This window comes from Azospirillum rugosum (assembly GCF_017876155.1).
GTDB lineage: Bacteria > Pseudomonadota > Alphaproteobacteria > Azospirillales > Azospirillaceae > Azospirillum > Azospirillum rugosum.
The window spans coordinates 292,713-305,368 of sequence record NZ_JAGINP010000002.1; the positions used below are offsets into that span (position 1 = coordinate 292,713).

The window sequence follows — 12,656 nt, forward strand, 5'->3', positions numbered from 1 at the left end:
AGGATGTTGGACGGTTCAACAGCCCGGCTGGCCGGTCGGTGCCGCCCCATGTAGTCTTATGCTCAAGATAGGAACTGAACCTGCGTGAAGGGAGACGCCTCTTGTCCACGGAAAGCCCGCTTCCCCCCGTTCTCGATCCGGCGACGCTGGAGGCGAAGACCGGCGCCAGCACCTACCCCGAACCGTTCCTCGCCGCGGTCGCCGGCCGCACGCGCAAGCGGCTCGGCAATCCGCTCGGCCTGACCCGCTTCGGCGTGAACCTGACGCGGCTCGATCCCGGCTCGGCCTCGGCGCTCCGTCATTGGCACACGAACCAGGACGAGTTCGTCTATGTGCTGGAAGGGGAATTGACGCTGGTCACCGACGCGGGGGAGACGGTGCTGCGTCCGGGCATGTGCGCAGGCTTCCCGTCGGGCCGGCCGGACGGTCACCATCTGGTCAACCGGTCCGGCGCGCCCGCGGTCTACCTGGAAGTCGGCGACCGCGCACCGGGAGACGACGCCTTCTATCCGGACGAAGACCTCGTCTACCGCGGCGACGAGAACCGCTACTACCACCGCGACGGTACGCCGTGGTGAAGGCCGGTCACTCGGCCGGCCGGACCTTCTGCCGGTCGAGTTGCATCTCGAAATAAGCGATCGTGCGGCGCAGGCCCTCTTCCAGCGGGATCGTCGGCTTCCAGTCGAGCAGGGTCTTCGCCCGCGTGATGTCGGGCTGGCGCTGCTTCGGGTCGTCCTGGGGCAGCGGGTGGTGGACGATCTTGGATTTTGACCCCGTCAGGCGGATGACCGCCTCGGCCAGTTCCAGGATCGTGAACTCGCCGGGATTGCCGAGGTTGATCGGGCCGGTGATGTCGGCCGGCGAGTTCATCAGCCGGACGAACCCCTCGATCAGGTCATCGACGTAGCAGAAGGACCGGGTCTGCGATCCGTCGCCGTAGATGGTGATCGGCTTGCCTTCCAGGGCCTGCACGATGAAGTTGGAGACGACGCGGCCGTCGTTGGGGTGCATGCGCGGCCCGTAGGTGTTGAAGATGCGCGCCACCTTGATCGACAGGCCGCAGTGGCGGTGATAGTCGAAGAACAGCGTCTCGGCGCAGCGCTTGCCTTCGTCGTAGCAGGCGCGCGGGCCGATCGGGTTCACGTTGCCGCGGTAATCCTCCGGCTGCGGGTGCACCTCCGGATCGCCGTAGACCTCGCTGGTGGAGGCCTGGAAGATCCGCGCGTTCAGGCGCTTGGCGAGGCCCAGCATATTGATGGCGCCGTGCACGCTGGTCTTGGTCGTCTGGACGGGATCGTGCTGGTAATGCACCGGCGAGGCCGGGCAGGCGAGGTTGTAGATCTCGTCGACCTCCACATAGAGCGGGAAGGTGACGTCGTGCCGCATCAGCTCGAAACGCGGATGCGACAGCAGGTGGACGACGTTGTCGCGCGTGCCGGTGAAGTAGTTGTCCACGCACAGCACCTCGCACCCGTCCGCCAGCAGGCGCTCGCACAGATGCGAGCCGAGGAAGCCCGCACCGCCGGTGACCAGAACGCGTTTTGAAGCAAACGTCTTCACGGTGTTCCTCGCTGTTGACGGCGGTCGTTCGACCGCCCGGTGGCTTTTCAAAGACGGTCGTTGACCGTCCGATGGTCGTCCATCCGTTGGTGTCTTTCCCGATCGCGATCCCACCGGGGGCTCGACCGGGCGTGCATGCGCAACGCCCGGATGAATCCAATGTTCATCTCTCCTTTCGGCATATCCCATCTGCACCGGACCATTTGGCCGCCGCACGGAAGGCGGTTTGCAAGGGAAGGGCTTTTGCGCTAACCATCCGGCCTTTGCAGCCACGGGGTGCGCCATCGTTATGAGCACCGGCACCATGAGCACCGACCTCACCTTGGTCCTGGGCGGCGCCCGGTCCGGCAAGAGCCGCCATGCGGAATCGCTCATCGCCGCCGCGCCCGGCCCGCGCGTCTACATCGCCACCGCGCAAATCTGGGACGAGGAGATGGCCGACCGCGTGGCCCGCCACCAACAGGACCGCGGCCCCGGCTGGACCACGGTGGAGGAGCCGCTGGACCTGCCCGGAACCTTGCGCCGGCACGCCGTGCCGGGCACCAACGTGCTCGTGGATTGCCTGACGCTCTGGCTGTCGAACCTGATGATGGCGGACGCCGACATCCCCGCCCGCTCCGCGCAGCTGCTGGAGACTCTGGCCGCGGTCGAGGGGCGGGTGGTGCTGGTGTCGAACGAGGTCGGGCTGGGCATCGTGCCGGACAACGCGCTGGCCCGCCGCTTCCGCGACCACGCGGGGCGCCTGCACCAGGACGTGGCGGCGCTGGCCGGCCGGGTGGTCTTCGTCGCCGCCGGGCTGCCCATGGTGCTGAAAGGGGAGAGACCATGACCGACGATGCGCCGGAACCCAACGAGGCGGAAACCAACGCCCGGCACGCCGAGAAGATGAAGCGCCGCAAGGCGCTGCGCGACCGCGTGATGGCCAGCAAGACGGAGGAGAAGGGCCTCCTCATGGTCAACACCGGCAACGGCAAGGGCAAGTCCACCGCGGCCTTCGGCCTGATCCTGCGCGCCGCCGGCCACGGCCAGCGCGTCGGGGTCGTGCAGTTCGTGAAGGGCGCCTGGTCCACCGGCGAGACCGTGGCGCTGGAGCGCTTCGACGACCTCGTGGACTTCTACACCATGGGCGAGGGCTTCACCTGGGAGACGCAGGACCGCGCCCGCGACATCGCCGCCGCCAAGGCTGCCTGGGCCAAGGCGCAGGAGCTGATGGCCGATCCCAAATACAGCCTGATCGTGCTGGACGAGCTGAACATCGTGCTGCGCATGGACTACCTGCCGCTGGCCGAGGTGCTGCCCGTGCTGACCGGCCGGCGTCCGGGCCTGCACGTGCTGGTCACCGGCCGCACCGCGAAGCCGGAGCTGGTGGAGGCCGCCGACCTCGTGACCGAGATGACGCTGGTCAAGCACCCCTTCCAGGCCGGCATCAAGGCCCAGCCCGGCATCGAGTTCTAGGCCATGGCCGGACGGATGCCGCCGCGCGCGATCATGCTCCAGGGCACCGGCTCCGACGTCGGCAAGTCCCTGCTGGTGGCCGGGCTGTGCCGCGCGCTGGTGCGGCGCGGGCTGGCCGTGCGGCCCTTCAAGCCGCAGAACATGTCGAACAACGCCGCCGTCACCGCCGACGGTGGGGAGATCGGCCGCGCCCAGGCCCTCCAGGCGCGGGCCTGCGCCGTCGCGCCGTCGGTCCACATGAACCCCGTCCTGCTGAAGCCGCAGTCGGAGGTGGGCTCCCAGGTGGTGGTGCGTGGTCAGGTCGTCGGCACGGCCAAGGCCGGCGACTACCAGTCGCGCAAGGGGCAGCTGCTCCCCACCGTGCTCGACAGCTTCGCGCGCCTGAAGGCCGAGGCCGACATCGTGGTGGTGGAAGGCGCTGGCAGCCCGGCGGAGGTCAACCTGCGTGCCGGCGACATCGCCAACATGGGCTTCGCCACGGCGGCGGACGTGCCCGTGCTGCTGGTCGGCGACATCGACCGCGGCGGGGTGATCGCCAGCCTCGTCGGCACCCACGCCCTACTGCCCGCCGACGAGCAGGCGCGGGTGAAAGGCTTCCTGATCAACAAGTTCCGCGGCGACGTCCGGCTGTTCGACAGCGGCCTGTCGATCATCGCGGATCGGACCGGCTGGCGGTCCTTCGGCGTCGTGCCCTGGCTGGGGGAGGCCGCCCTGCTGCCGGCGGAGGACGCGGTGGCGCTCGACACCTGGAAAGCCAAGGCAGGTGGGCGGCTGAAGGTCGCCGTGCCCATGCTGTCGCGAATCGCCAATTTCGATGACTTCGACCCGCTGGCGCAGGAGCCGGACGTGGCGCTGACCATGGTGCCGCGCGGCCAGCCCCTGCCCGGCGACGCCGACCTGATCATCCTGCCCGGCACCAAGGCGACCATCGCCGATCTGGCGGTGCTGCGCGCGCAGGGCTGGGACGTCGACCTGCTGGCCCATTGGCGGCGCGGCGGGCGGGTCCTCGGCATCTGCGGCGGCTACCAGATGCTCGGCCGACGCATCGCCGACCCGGAGGGGATCGAGGGTCCGCCGGGCGAGGCCGCCGGGCTCGGCCTGCTCGACGTCGAGACGGTGCTGAAAGGCCCCAAGGTGCTGGAGGAGGCGCAGGGGACCGAGCACTCCACCGGCGCAGCGGTCGCCGGCTACGAGATGCACATGGGCCGCACCGATGGTCCCGACCGCGCCCGCCCGATGCTGACCCTGGCCGACGGCCAGACCGACGGCGCCATGTCGGCCGACGGGCGGGCATTGGGCTGCTACCTCCACGGCCTGTTCACCGCCGACGGCTTCCGCGCTGCCTTCCTTCGCCAATTGGGAGCGGCAACGTCCGGCGCGTCCTACCAGGACACGGTGGAGCGGGCGCTGGACAGCGTCGCGGACCGGCTGGAAGCCCACCTCGACGTGGACGGCCTGCTCGCGGTGGCGGGTTAGTGGGGGATGCGGTATCGTGGCGTTCTCGTCGTGGAGGAACGCGCATGGGCCTTCATATCAATTCGGATGAAGCGGATCGGTTAGCCCGTGAACTGGCCGCCGAGACGGGAGAAAGCCTCGCGACCGCGGTCACGGTCGCGCTGGCGGAACGGCTTTCCCGGGTTCGGCGCCCGGCCAACTCCGGCCGCCGCGAGGCGCTGGAGGCCATTCGCCGACGTTTTGCGGCGCGTCCCGTCCTCGACGACCGGAAGCCCGATGACATCATCGGATACAACGGATCGGGGACGTTCGACTGATGGTGATCGACACCTCGGCGATCATTGCCTATCTGTGCAGCGAGCCCGAGGCCGACGCAGTCCTGGCCCTGCTTGACACGGCGGATGAACTGCACATGTCCACCGTGAACGCTTACGAATGCCGAACCGTTCTTCTTCGGCGATATGGACCAGACAGCGTCGCGGACTTCAACGCACTCTTGCAGCAGGGTGGAGTCGCCGTACAGCCATTCGATGATCTTCAGTCCATCCTGGCGTTTGACGCCTACCGCAAATACGGCAAGGGCAGCGGTCATCCCGCGCAGCTGAACCTGGCGGATTGTGCCGCCTACGCGCTTGCCCGGCATCTCCGATTGCCGTTGCTGTTCAAAGGCAACGATTTCATCCACACGGACATCGAACCGGCCTTGTCCTGACGCCGGTCAGCATCTTCAAGCGCGTAGGTTGGGTGGAGCGCAGCGCAACCCAACAAACCCAGCATGGCGAGGATGTTGGGTTGCGCTGCGCTCCACCCAACCTACGGCACCACCCCCTTACAGCGCCGCCAGCACCAGCGCCGCGATGATCAGCGCCAGACAGGCGCGGCGGTAGAGGTACAGGGCGCGGCCGATGTCCTGGGGGGTCGCGGCGGTGCGGCCGGGGCCCATCCAGGCGTCTTCGATCCGCACCGATCCATAGACGCGCGGGCCGCCCAGCCGCAGGTCCAGCGCGCCGGCCATCGCCGCCTCCGGCCAGCCGGCGTTGGGGGAGCGGTGGCGGTGCGCGTCGCGGCGGACGGAACGCCACGCCTCTCCCGCGTCGGCACCGGCGGTGAAGCGGGCGGCGAGCGTGATCAGCAGCGCCGTCAGGCGGGAGCCGGGCAGGTTCACCAAGTCGTCCAACCGGGCGGCGGCCCAGCCGAAGGCCTCGTGCCGTGGCGTGCGGTGGCCGATCATGCTGTCGGCGGTGTTGATGGCCTTGTAGAGCGCGACGCCCGGCAGCCCGCCGACCAGCAGCCAGAAGGCCGGCGCCACGACTCCATCGGAGAAGTTCTCCGACAGGCTCTCGATGGCGGCGCGGCAGACCCCGTGCTCGTCCAGCGTGGCCGGGTTGCGGCCGACGATGCGCGACACCGCCTCCCGCGCTGCGTCGAGCCCACCGCTTCGAAACGCCGCGGCGACGGCCGCCACATGCTCGTAGAGGCTCCGCTGCGCGATCAGGGTGGAGGCCAGCGCCGCCTCCACGAGCCCGCCGAAGGGCAGGTGCCGGCACAGCCAGGCCACCGCCGCCGCGACGCCGCCCACGACCAGCAACAGAACCACCACCGCCAGCACGCCCATGGCCTTGCGCAGGTCAAAGCCGTCACCCTCCCGGTTGAGGGCGCGGTCGAGATGGGCGATAAGCGCGCCGATCCACACCACGGGGTGGCGGATTTGGGCGTACAGTGCGTCCGGATAGCCGGCGGCGGCCTCGATGACGAGGGCGACGGCGAGCACGAACGGATGAAGCTCCACGGCACGGGATCCTGACGGGGGAGGGAAGGGGCGCGATCATGGCGGAAACGGCGAGATTCACCAAGGGCATGATAACGCCAAGCATCATCCACGGGGGCGACCTGGACCGCGCGCGCGCCGCCTTTCCCGACGCGCCGGAGCCCTGGGTCGACCTGTCGACGGGGATCAATCCCTGGCCCTATCCGCTGCCGGACATCCCCGCGGACGCCTGGACCCGCCTGCCCGCCCGATCGGCGGAAGCCGGCCTGCGCGCGGCGGCGGCCGGATGCTACGGCGTGGCGTCCCCGGACATGGTCGCGGCGGCCTCCGGCTCGCAGGCGCTGATCCAGCTGCTGCCGCGGCTGCGCAGGGCGGGAACCGTCGCGGTCCTCGGCCCCACCTACGCGGAGCATGCGGCGGCGTGGGCGGCGGCCGGGCACCGCGTGGCGGCGGTCGCGTCGCTGGACGGTTTGGAAACGGATGTGATCGTGATCGTCAATCCGAACAACCCCGACGGCCGGATCGTCCCCGTCGACCGGTTGCTGGAACTGGCGGACCGGCAGGCCGGGCGCGGCGGCTGGCTGGTGGTCGATGAGGCCTTCGCCGACGTGACCCCGGCCGCGAGCGTGTCGCCCCACGCCGGCCGGCCGGGGCTGCTGGTTCTGCGCTCCTTCGGCAAGTTCTTCGGTCTCGCCGGCCTGCGCCTGGGCATCCTGCTGGCGGAACCGGCGCTGGCCGGCACAGTGCGCGCCGCCATCGGCCCCTGGGCGGTGTCGGGTCCGGGTCTGGCCGTGGCCACGGCGGCCCTGGCGGATTCGGCGTGGATCGCCGCGATGCGGGTGCGCCTTGCTGCGGAAGCGGAACGGCTGGACGGGCGGTTGACCGCCGCCGGCCTCTCGGTCGTCGGGGGCACATCCCTCTTTCGTCTCATTTGCACGCCATGCGCGCCTGAGCTTTACAATGCGCTGGGGCGTGCGGGGGTGATCGTGCGCCGCTTCGACTACCGGACGGATTGGCTGAGGCTGGGGCTTCCGAAGGATGAAAAATCAACCACACGCCTTTTGGATGCCTGTCGAACAATCAAAAACTCATAGCATTTGCTGACGATTTGAGCGATCAACTCTGTCGGCGCGACAAGATGGCACACACGGACAAATTCACGCTTCAGCTAACGTATCGGCGGTTCGCACCGTCGCGGCGCAAGAATCTTCCATGACACCGGGCCGGCATGCTTGATTCGGTTGGTACAACGACGGGTCCCCGCGGGGACGCCGGGGAGACGCGGGACGCGCTGTGGCGGGCGTTCGACGCGCTGCCGGCCGGCGTCTGCGTCACCGCGCCGGACGGAACGGTCGTCTATGCCAACCCCGCGCTGCACCGGCTGTTGGGGCATGCGCCGGCGTCCCTGCCGGGCTTGGATTTCAACACCTTGGCAACGCAGGATGGCGGTGCCGATCCCGCCGCTGCGCCGGAGGTCCGCGAACGTCTGCTGCGCCGTCACGACGGCGGGGCCGTCTGGGTGGCGGAGGCCGCGAGCGCCATTGAGGATTCCTCCATCGCGAGCCCTGGGGGCGGGGCGCTGACCCTGCGCGTCCTGACCGACGTCAGCCACCATCGCCGGGCCGAGGCCGCGCTGCGCGACCAGTTGCTGATGAAGGAGGTTCTGTTCGAGACGCTGCCCGTGCCCGTGTTTGTGAAGAACGCGGAGGGCGAGTATGTCGACTGCAACGACTCCTTCGAGCGCTACACCGGGCTGTCACGGCGCAAGATCATCCAGAAGACCGCCTTCGCGGTGATGGACCCGCGCATGGCCAAGGCGCATGAGGAGCAGGATCGCGAGCTGGTCGTCAACTGGGGGCAGCGCAGCTACGAGGAGGCGGTGCCCTTCGCCGACGGCTCCACCCGCATGGCCAGCCTGACCAAGGCCGTCTATTGCGACAGCACCGGCAATTTCGGCGGCATCGTCGGCGTGATCCACGACCTGTCGGAGGGGCTGCCGAGCGAGGAGCGCCTTCAGACCATCCTGGAGCAGAGCCCCATCGGCGTGTCCGTGTCCCGCCGCGACAACGGGCGCATCATCTTCGTCAACACTCGCTTCGCCGAGCTGATCGGCCTGAAGCGCGAGGATGTGATCGGACGGCAGGCGCGCGACTACTACCTGGATTCCAACCAGCGGGAACGGGTGATCGAGCGGCTGCGGCTGTCCGGGTCCGTCGTGAACATGGAAATCCAGTTCCGCCGCGCCGACGGCTCGTCCTTCTGGACGCTGTTCACCGTCAACCAGGCCGTGATCCAGGGCGTGCAGGTGAACCTCGCCTGGATCTACGACTACACGGAGCGGCGCAACATGGAGGAGGCCCTGCGCGACATGGCCTCCCGCGACCCGCTGACCGGCATCTACAACCGCCGTTCCTTCATGGAGCTGGCGCGGTCGCAACTCGCCCGCGCCCACCGCTTCCAGGAGCCGCTGTCGGTCTTCGTGCTGGACGTCGACCATTTCAAGCGCATCAACGACAGCTATGGGCATGCCACCGGCGACGACGCCCTGCGCATGGTGGCCGGCGGCTGCCAGTCGATCCTGCGCGAGTACGACATCCTCGGCCGCCTCGGCGGGGAGGAGTTCGTGGTGGTCCTGCCGGGCGCCACGGCGGACGAATCGCGCGTGGTGGCGGAACGGGTGCGGCGGCATCTCGCCCGCATGGCGATCCCCGGTCCGGAAGGCCGCTTCCACCTGACCACCAGCATCGGCATCTCGGCGCTGGACGGCTCCAGCGACACGCTGGAGAAGGCCATCCACCGCGCCGACCTCGCGCTCTACCGGGCCAAGCGCGAAGGGCGCAACCGCGTCGTCGTGTTCGAACCGGGCATGTGATCTCCGGGCCCTTACTCCACCCGCACACCCTGCTGGAAGTCCACGGCGATCACCGTGGAGCGGTCGAGGATCGCGTTGCGGCCCGACTCGGTCAGGCGGCAGACCAGCCAGTCGGGCTTCATCGGGTTGTCGAACCAACGCTCCGCCCAGCCGGCCTTCAGGCAGCTTTCGATGGTTTGCCGCTTCACCCGCTGCCCATTGTCGTCGAACAGGGGCAGCTTGCCGCCGGGCTGGTCCAGGCCGCGGCGGAGCCAAGCCGCCTGCTGGTCGGTGGGCTTGCGGCGTGACCCGGGGCGGCGCGGCGTGGCCATAATCGTCTCGCGGTTGTTGCGGTCGGAAGCGGCTGTGGCAAAGTTGGGCCCAGTCTACGCGCAAACCGCGCAGGGCGCATCACGGCCCGGCGAAAAAGAGGTGCCTTATGGAGCGGGACGGGGACCCAAGCGGCGACCCAAGCGGCGAAATCGTCTTCGCCTACATCACCGCGGGCTCGCCGGAGGAGGCGCGGCGCATCGGCCGCGCCCTGGTGGAGGAACGGCTGGCCGCCTGCGCCAACATCCTGGACGGCATGACCTCCATTTACCGCTGGCAGGGCGCGGTGGAGGAGGCGACGGAGTCGGTGCTGATCGCCAAGACCCGGGCCACGCTGTTCGAGCCCCTGGCCACGCGGGTGCGGGAGCTGCACAGCTACGACGTCCCCTGCGTCGTGGAGCTGAAGGTCGGACGCGGCAACCCCGCCTACCTCGATTGGTTGAGCGACGGGACGGCTTAGCGCGCGTTGCTCGCATGTCCGCCATGCCCGGGGCGCATTGGACCCTCCCCGGCGCGCGTGTCAGTTTCAGCCGAAACCCATCCGGGGGCGGAGAAATATCATGACCGATCTGTCAGCGCGCCTGTCCATCGGCTTTTCCTGGATCGGCCACGCGCTGATGCACATCGTGTCCGCGCTGTTCCTGACCGTCGTGCTGGCGCTGGAGCGGGATTGGCATCTGCCCTACGACGAGCTGATCCGGCTGTGGACGCTGGGATCGCTGCTGATCGGGGTCGGCGCGCCGCTGGCCGGCTGGCTGGGCGACCGCTGGAGCGAGTGCCGCATGATGGCGGTCTTCTTCCTGGTGACCGGCGCCGGCACCATGGCCTGCGGCCTGACCGAGGGGCCGACCAGCCTGCTGTGGGCGCTGGCGGCGCTGGGGCTGGGGTCGTCCATCTACCACCCCGTGGGCATGGCCTGGATGGTGAAGAACGCCGTCAACCGGGGCAAGGCGCTGGGCTATCTCGGCATCTTCGGCACCGTGGGCATCGCGTCCGCCGCGCTGGTGGCCGGCGGCCTGACGGAATGGCTGGGCTGGCGCGCGGCCTTCCTGATCCCCGGCGCCATCTGCGTGGGGCTGGGCGTTCTGCTGGCGGTGCTGATCGCCTTGGGCGTGGTGGAGGACCGCAAGGGGGACGTGAAGCCGCAGCCCAAGGCCTCGCGCGGCGACGTGATCCGCGCCTTCTTCGTGCTGTCGGTGACGATGGTCTGCGCCGGGCTGATGTTCAACGGCATGCAGGTCGTGCTGCCCAAGCTGTTCGAGGCGCGGCTGAGCCACCTGCTGGGCGACAGCACGCTGGGCGTCGGCGGGCTGGTCACCGCGGTCTACCTGATCGCGGCGCTGCCGCAGCTGATCGGCGGGCATCTCGCCGACAAGTTCCCGCTGAAGCGCATCTACACGCTGTGCCTGCTGGTGCAGGTCCCGATGATGGCGGCGGTGGCGGTGCTGGCCGACCTGCCGCTGGTGGGCGCGGCGGCGCTGGTGGTCATCGCCTCCCAGGTGCAGATCCCGGCGGAGAACCTGCTGCTCGCCCGCTACACGCCGGAGAAGCACCGCGGCCTCGCCTACGGCGCCAAGTTCATCCTGTCCTTCGGCGCCGGCCCGCTGGCCGTGCAACTGGTCGCCACCGTCTACGAGCGGACGGGCGAGTTCGTGATGCTGTACGTGACCCTGTCGGCGCTCGCGCTGATCGCCTTCCTGGCGGCACTCCTCCTGCCGGCCGACCGCGACGGCGGCCGCAAGGCGGAGGCGGTTCCGGCCCCGGCGGAGTAGCCTTTTGCTTCTGAAGTCTCTGAATTGTGGACGATTCACCACAAAGACACAAAGGCACAAAGAATTTCACTAAGGGTCTTCGCATTCTTGATGTCATTCATCATGGCGTGGACCCCTTTGTGATAATCTTTGTGTCCTTTGTGTCTTTGTGGTGAAAATCCTTCGCCTCCTTACGCGCTCAGCGCCCGGTCGAGGTCGGCGATGATGTCCTCCACCGTCTCCAGGCCGATCGACAGGCGGATCACCTCCGGCCCGGCGCCGGCCTTGGCCTGGGCCTCCGGCGAGAGCTGCCGGTGCGTGGTCGAGGACGGGTGGATGACCAGCGAGCGGCTGTCGCCGATGTTGGCGAGGTGGCTCAGCAGCTGGACGTTCTCCACCACCTTCACGCCCGCATCAAAGCCGCCCTTCACGCCGAAGGTCAGCACCGCGCCGGCACCGCGCGGCAGGTACTTCTTCGCAAGGCCGTTGTACTTGGACGATTCCAGCCCCGCGTAGCTGACCCAGCTGACCGCCGGGTGGCCTTCCAGGAACTGCGCGACCTTCAGGGCGCTGTCGCTGTGGCGCTGCATGCGCAGCGGCAGCGTCTCGATGCCGTTCAGCGTCAGGAAGGCGTTCAGCGGGGCCTGGCTCGGGCCCAGGTCGCGCAGGCCGACGGCGTGGCCGTGGATGGTGAAGGCCAGATGGCCGAAGGTCTCGTGGAACTTCAGCCCGTGATAGCCCGCGTCCGGCTCCGACAGCGCCGGGAACTTGCCGGACTTGGTCCAGTCGAACTTCCCGCTGTCGATCACCACGCCGCCGACCGAGGTACCGTTGCCCGACAGGAACTTGGTGGTGGAGTGCACGACCAGCGTGGCGCCCCACTGGATCGGGTTGATCAGGTACGGCGTCGCCAGCGTGTTGTCGACGATCAGCGGGATGCCGGCATCGTCGGCGATCTTGGCGATGGCCTCGATGTCGGTCACCACGCCGCCGGGGTTGGCGAGGCTTTCCACGAAGATGGCCTTGGTCTTCGGCGTGATCGCGGCGCGGACGTTCTCCGGGTTGTCGGTGTCCACGAAGATCGACTTCCAGCCGAAGGCGCGCGGGAAGCTGATGCCGAGCTGGTTCAGGCTGCCGCCGTACAGCTTCTGCGAGGCGACGACCTCGTCACCCGGCTCCATCAGCGGGAAGAGGGCGAGCAGCTGCGCGGCGTGGCCGGAGGAGGTCGCCGTGGCGCCGGCACCGCCCTCCAGGTTCGCCAGCCGCTCCTCCAGCACCGCGACCGTGGGGTTGGTCAGGCGCGAGTAGATGAAGCCGACCTTCTGCAGGTTGAACAGCGACGCCGCGTCGTCCACGTCGTCGAAGACGAAGCTGGTCGTCTGGTAGATCGGCGTCTGGCGCGCGCCGGTGGCCGGGTCGGGGGCGGCGCCCGCGTGGATGGCGCGGGTCTCAAAACCGAAGGTCTTCTGCTCGCTCATGGTCGGAT

At 68.9% G+C, this 12,656-nt stretch carries 14 protein-coding genes; 10 read left to right on the plus strand and 4 right to left on the minus strand.

The annotated features are described in order from the left end of the window. Positions 1-101 precede the first annotated feature (101 nt). Complete coding sequence (locus J2851_RS04550; RefSeq protein WP_209764539.1) at positions 102-578, plus strand: cupin domain-containing protein; 477 nt, start codon at positions 102-104, stop codon at positions 576-578. Positions 579-585: 7 nt separating this feature from the next. Here the strand turns inward: J2851_RS04550 and J2851_RS04555 are convergent, their stop codons facing one another. Beyond that, positions 586-1,560 (minus strand): UDP-glucuronic acid decarboxylase family protein, encoded by a 975-nt coding sequence (locus J2851_RS04555; RefSeq protein WP_209764541.1) that lies wholly within the window; start codon positions 1,558-1,560, stop codon positions 586-588. 304 nt (positions 1,561-1,864) lie between these two features. Between J2851_RS04555 and cobU the strand changes: the two genes are divergently transcribed. The 5 genes from cobU to J2851_RS04580 are packed head-to-tail and all read left to right on the plus strand — an operon-like array spanning position 1,865 to position 5,182. Further along, complete coding sequence (gene cobU, locus J2851_RS04560) at positions 1,865-2,389, plus strand: bifunctional adenosylcobinamide kinase/adenosylcobinamide-phosphate guanylyltransferase (protein ID WP_209764543.1); 525 nt, start codon at positions 1,865-1,867, stop codon at positions 2,387-2,389. Beyond that, entirely contained in the window at positions 2,386-3,015 is a 630-nt protein-coding gene (gene cobO / locus J2851_RS04565) for a cob(I)yrinic acid a,c-diamide adenosyltransferase (RefSeq protein WP_209764545.1), read from the plus strand. The genes cobU and cobO overlap by 4 nt, the downstream gene beginning before the upstream one ends. A 3-nt stretch (positions 3,016-3,018) precedes the next feature. Next, positions 3,019-4,491, plus strand: a complete 1,473-nt coding sequence (locus tag J2851_RS04570) for a cobyric acid synthase (RefSeq protein WP_417281602.1) — start codon at positions 3,019-3,021, stop codon at positions 4,489-4,491. 44 nt (positions 4,492-4,535) lie between these two features. Then, positions 4,536-4,787: a type II toxin-antitoxin system VapB family antitoxin gene (locus J2851_RS04575; RefSeq protein WP_209764546.1), complete on the plus strand. Its 252-nt coding sequence runs from the start codon at positions 4,536-4,538 to the stop codon at positions 4,785-4,787. Beyond that, entirely contained in the window at positions 4,787-5,182 is a 396-nt protein-coding gene (locus tag J2851_RS04580; RefSeq protein WP_209764547.1) for a type II toxin-antitoxin system VapC family toxin, read from the plus strand. Before J2851_RS04575 ends, J2851_RS04580 begins: the two co-directional genes overlap by 1 nt. Before the next feature lie 117 nt (positions 5,183-5,299). Here J2851_RS04580 and cbiB read toward each other — a convergent pair whose 3' ends face one another. Then, a complete protein-coding gene (gene cbiB, locus J2851_RS04585; protein WP_209764549.1) occupies positions 5,300-6,259 on the minus strand; it encodes an adenosylcobinamide-phosphate synthase CbiB in 960 nt (319 codons plus the stop codon). 68 nt (positions 6,260-6,327) lie between these two features. On the opposite strand from cbiB, the gene cobD reads away from it, so the two are divergent. After that, a complete protein-coding gene (gene cobD / locus J2851_RS04590; protein ID WP_209764550.1) occupies positions 6,328-7,332 on the plus strand; it encodes a threonine-phosphate decarboxylase CobD in 1,005 nt (334 codons plus the stop codon). A gap of 134 nt (positions 7,333-7,466) precedes the next feature. Beyond that, positions 7,467-9,110 (plus strand): sensor domain-containing diguanylate cyclase, encoded by a 1,644-nt coding sequence (locus tag J2851_RS04595; RefSeq protein WP_209764551.1) that lies wholly within the window; start codon positions 7,467-7,469, stop codon positions 9,108-9,110. A gap of 11 nt (positions 9,111-9,121) precedes the next feature. Here J2851_RS04595 and J2851_RS04600 read toward each other — a convergent pair whose 3' ends face one another. Further along, the gene (locus J2851_RS04600; RefSeq protein WP_209764552.1) at positions 9,122-9,421 is read right to left on the minus strand and encodes a hypothetical protein; all 300 of its coding nucleotides are present in this window, start codon (positions 9,419-9,421) and stop codon (positions 9,122-9,124) included. 107 nt (positions 9,422-9,528) lie between these two features. Here J2851_RS04600 and cutA point away from each other — a divergent pair, with 107 nt between their 5' ends. Further along, positions 9,529-9,879: a divalent-cation tolerance protein CutA gene (gene cutA / locus J2851_RS04605; protein ID WP_209764554.1), complete on the plus strand. Its 351-nt coding sequence runs from the start codon at positions 9,529-9,531 to the stop codon at positions 9,877-9,879. A gap of 100 nt (positions 9,880-9,979) precedes the next feature. After that, positions 9,980-11,191, plus strand: coding sequence for an MFS transporter (locus J2851_RS04610; RefSeq protein WP_209764555.1), 1,212 nt, complete (start codon positions 9,980-9,982; stop codon positions 11,189-11,191). Between the two features lie 170 nt (positions 11,192-11,361). Here J2851_RS04610 and J2851_RS04615 read toward each other — a convergent pair whose 3' ends face one another. Continuing rightward, positions 11,362-12,648, minus strand: coding sequence for an O-acetylhomoserine aminocarboxypropyltransferase (locus J2851_RS04615; protein ID WP_209764557.1), 1,287 nt, complete (start codon positions 12,646-12,648; stop codon positions 11,362-11,364). Positions 12,649-12,656 lie beyond the last annotated feature (8 nt).

Excerpts from the sequence above, each read along its gene's own strand:
- J2851_RS04615 (WP_209764557.1), bottom strand. The coding sequence starts at position 12,648 with ATGAGCGAGCAGAAGACCTTCGGTTTTGAGACCCGCGCCATCCACGCG.
- cutA (WP_209764554.1), top strand. The coding sequence starts at position 9,529 with ATGGAGCGGGACGGGGACCCAAGCGGCGACCCAAGCGGCGAAATCGTC.
- J2851_RS04595 (WP_209764551.1), top strand. The coding sequence starts at position 7,467 with ATGCTTGATTCGGTTGGTACAACGACGGGTCCCCGCGGGGACGCCGGG.
- J2851_RS04570 (WP_417281602.1), top strand. The coding sequence starts at position 3,019 with ATGGCCGGACGGATGCCGCCGCGCGCGATCATGCTCCAGGGCACCGGC.
- J2851_RS04580 (WP_209764547.1), top strand. The coding sequence starts at position 4,787 with ATGGTGATCGACACCTCGGCGATCATTGCCTATCTGTGCAGCGAGCCC.
- J2851_RS04610 (WP_209764555.1), top strand. The coding sequence starts at position 9,980 with ATGACCGATCTGTCAGCGCGCCTGTCCATCGGCTTTTCCTGGATCGGC.
- cobO (WP_209764545.1), top strand. The coding sequence starts at position 2,386 with ATGACCGACGATGCGCCGGAACCCAACGAGGCGGAAACCAACGCCCGG.
- cobU (WP_209764543.1), top strand. The coding sequence starts at position 1,865 with ATGAGCACCGACCTCACCTTGGTCCTGGGCGGCGCCCGGTCCGGCAAG.
- cobD (WP_209764550.1), top strand. The coding sequence starts at position 6,328 with ATGATAACGCCAAGCATCATCCACGGGGGCGACCTGGACCGCGCGCGC.
- J2851_RS04600 (WP_209764552.1), bottom strand. The coding sequence starts at position 9,421 with ATGGCCACGCCGCGCCGCCCCGGGTCACGCCGCAAGCCCACCGACCAG.
- J2851_RS04575 (WP_209764546.1), top strand. The coding sequence starts at position 4,536 with ATGGGCCTTCATATCAATTCGGATGAAGCGGATCGGTTAGCCCGTGAA.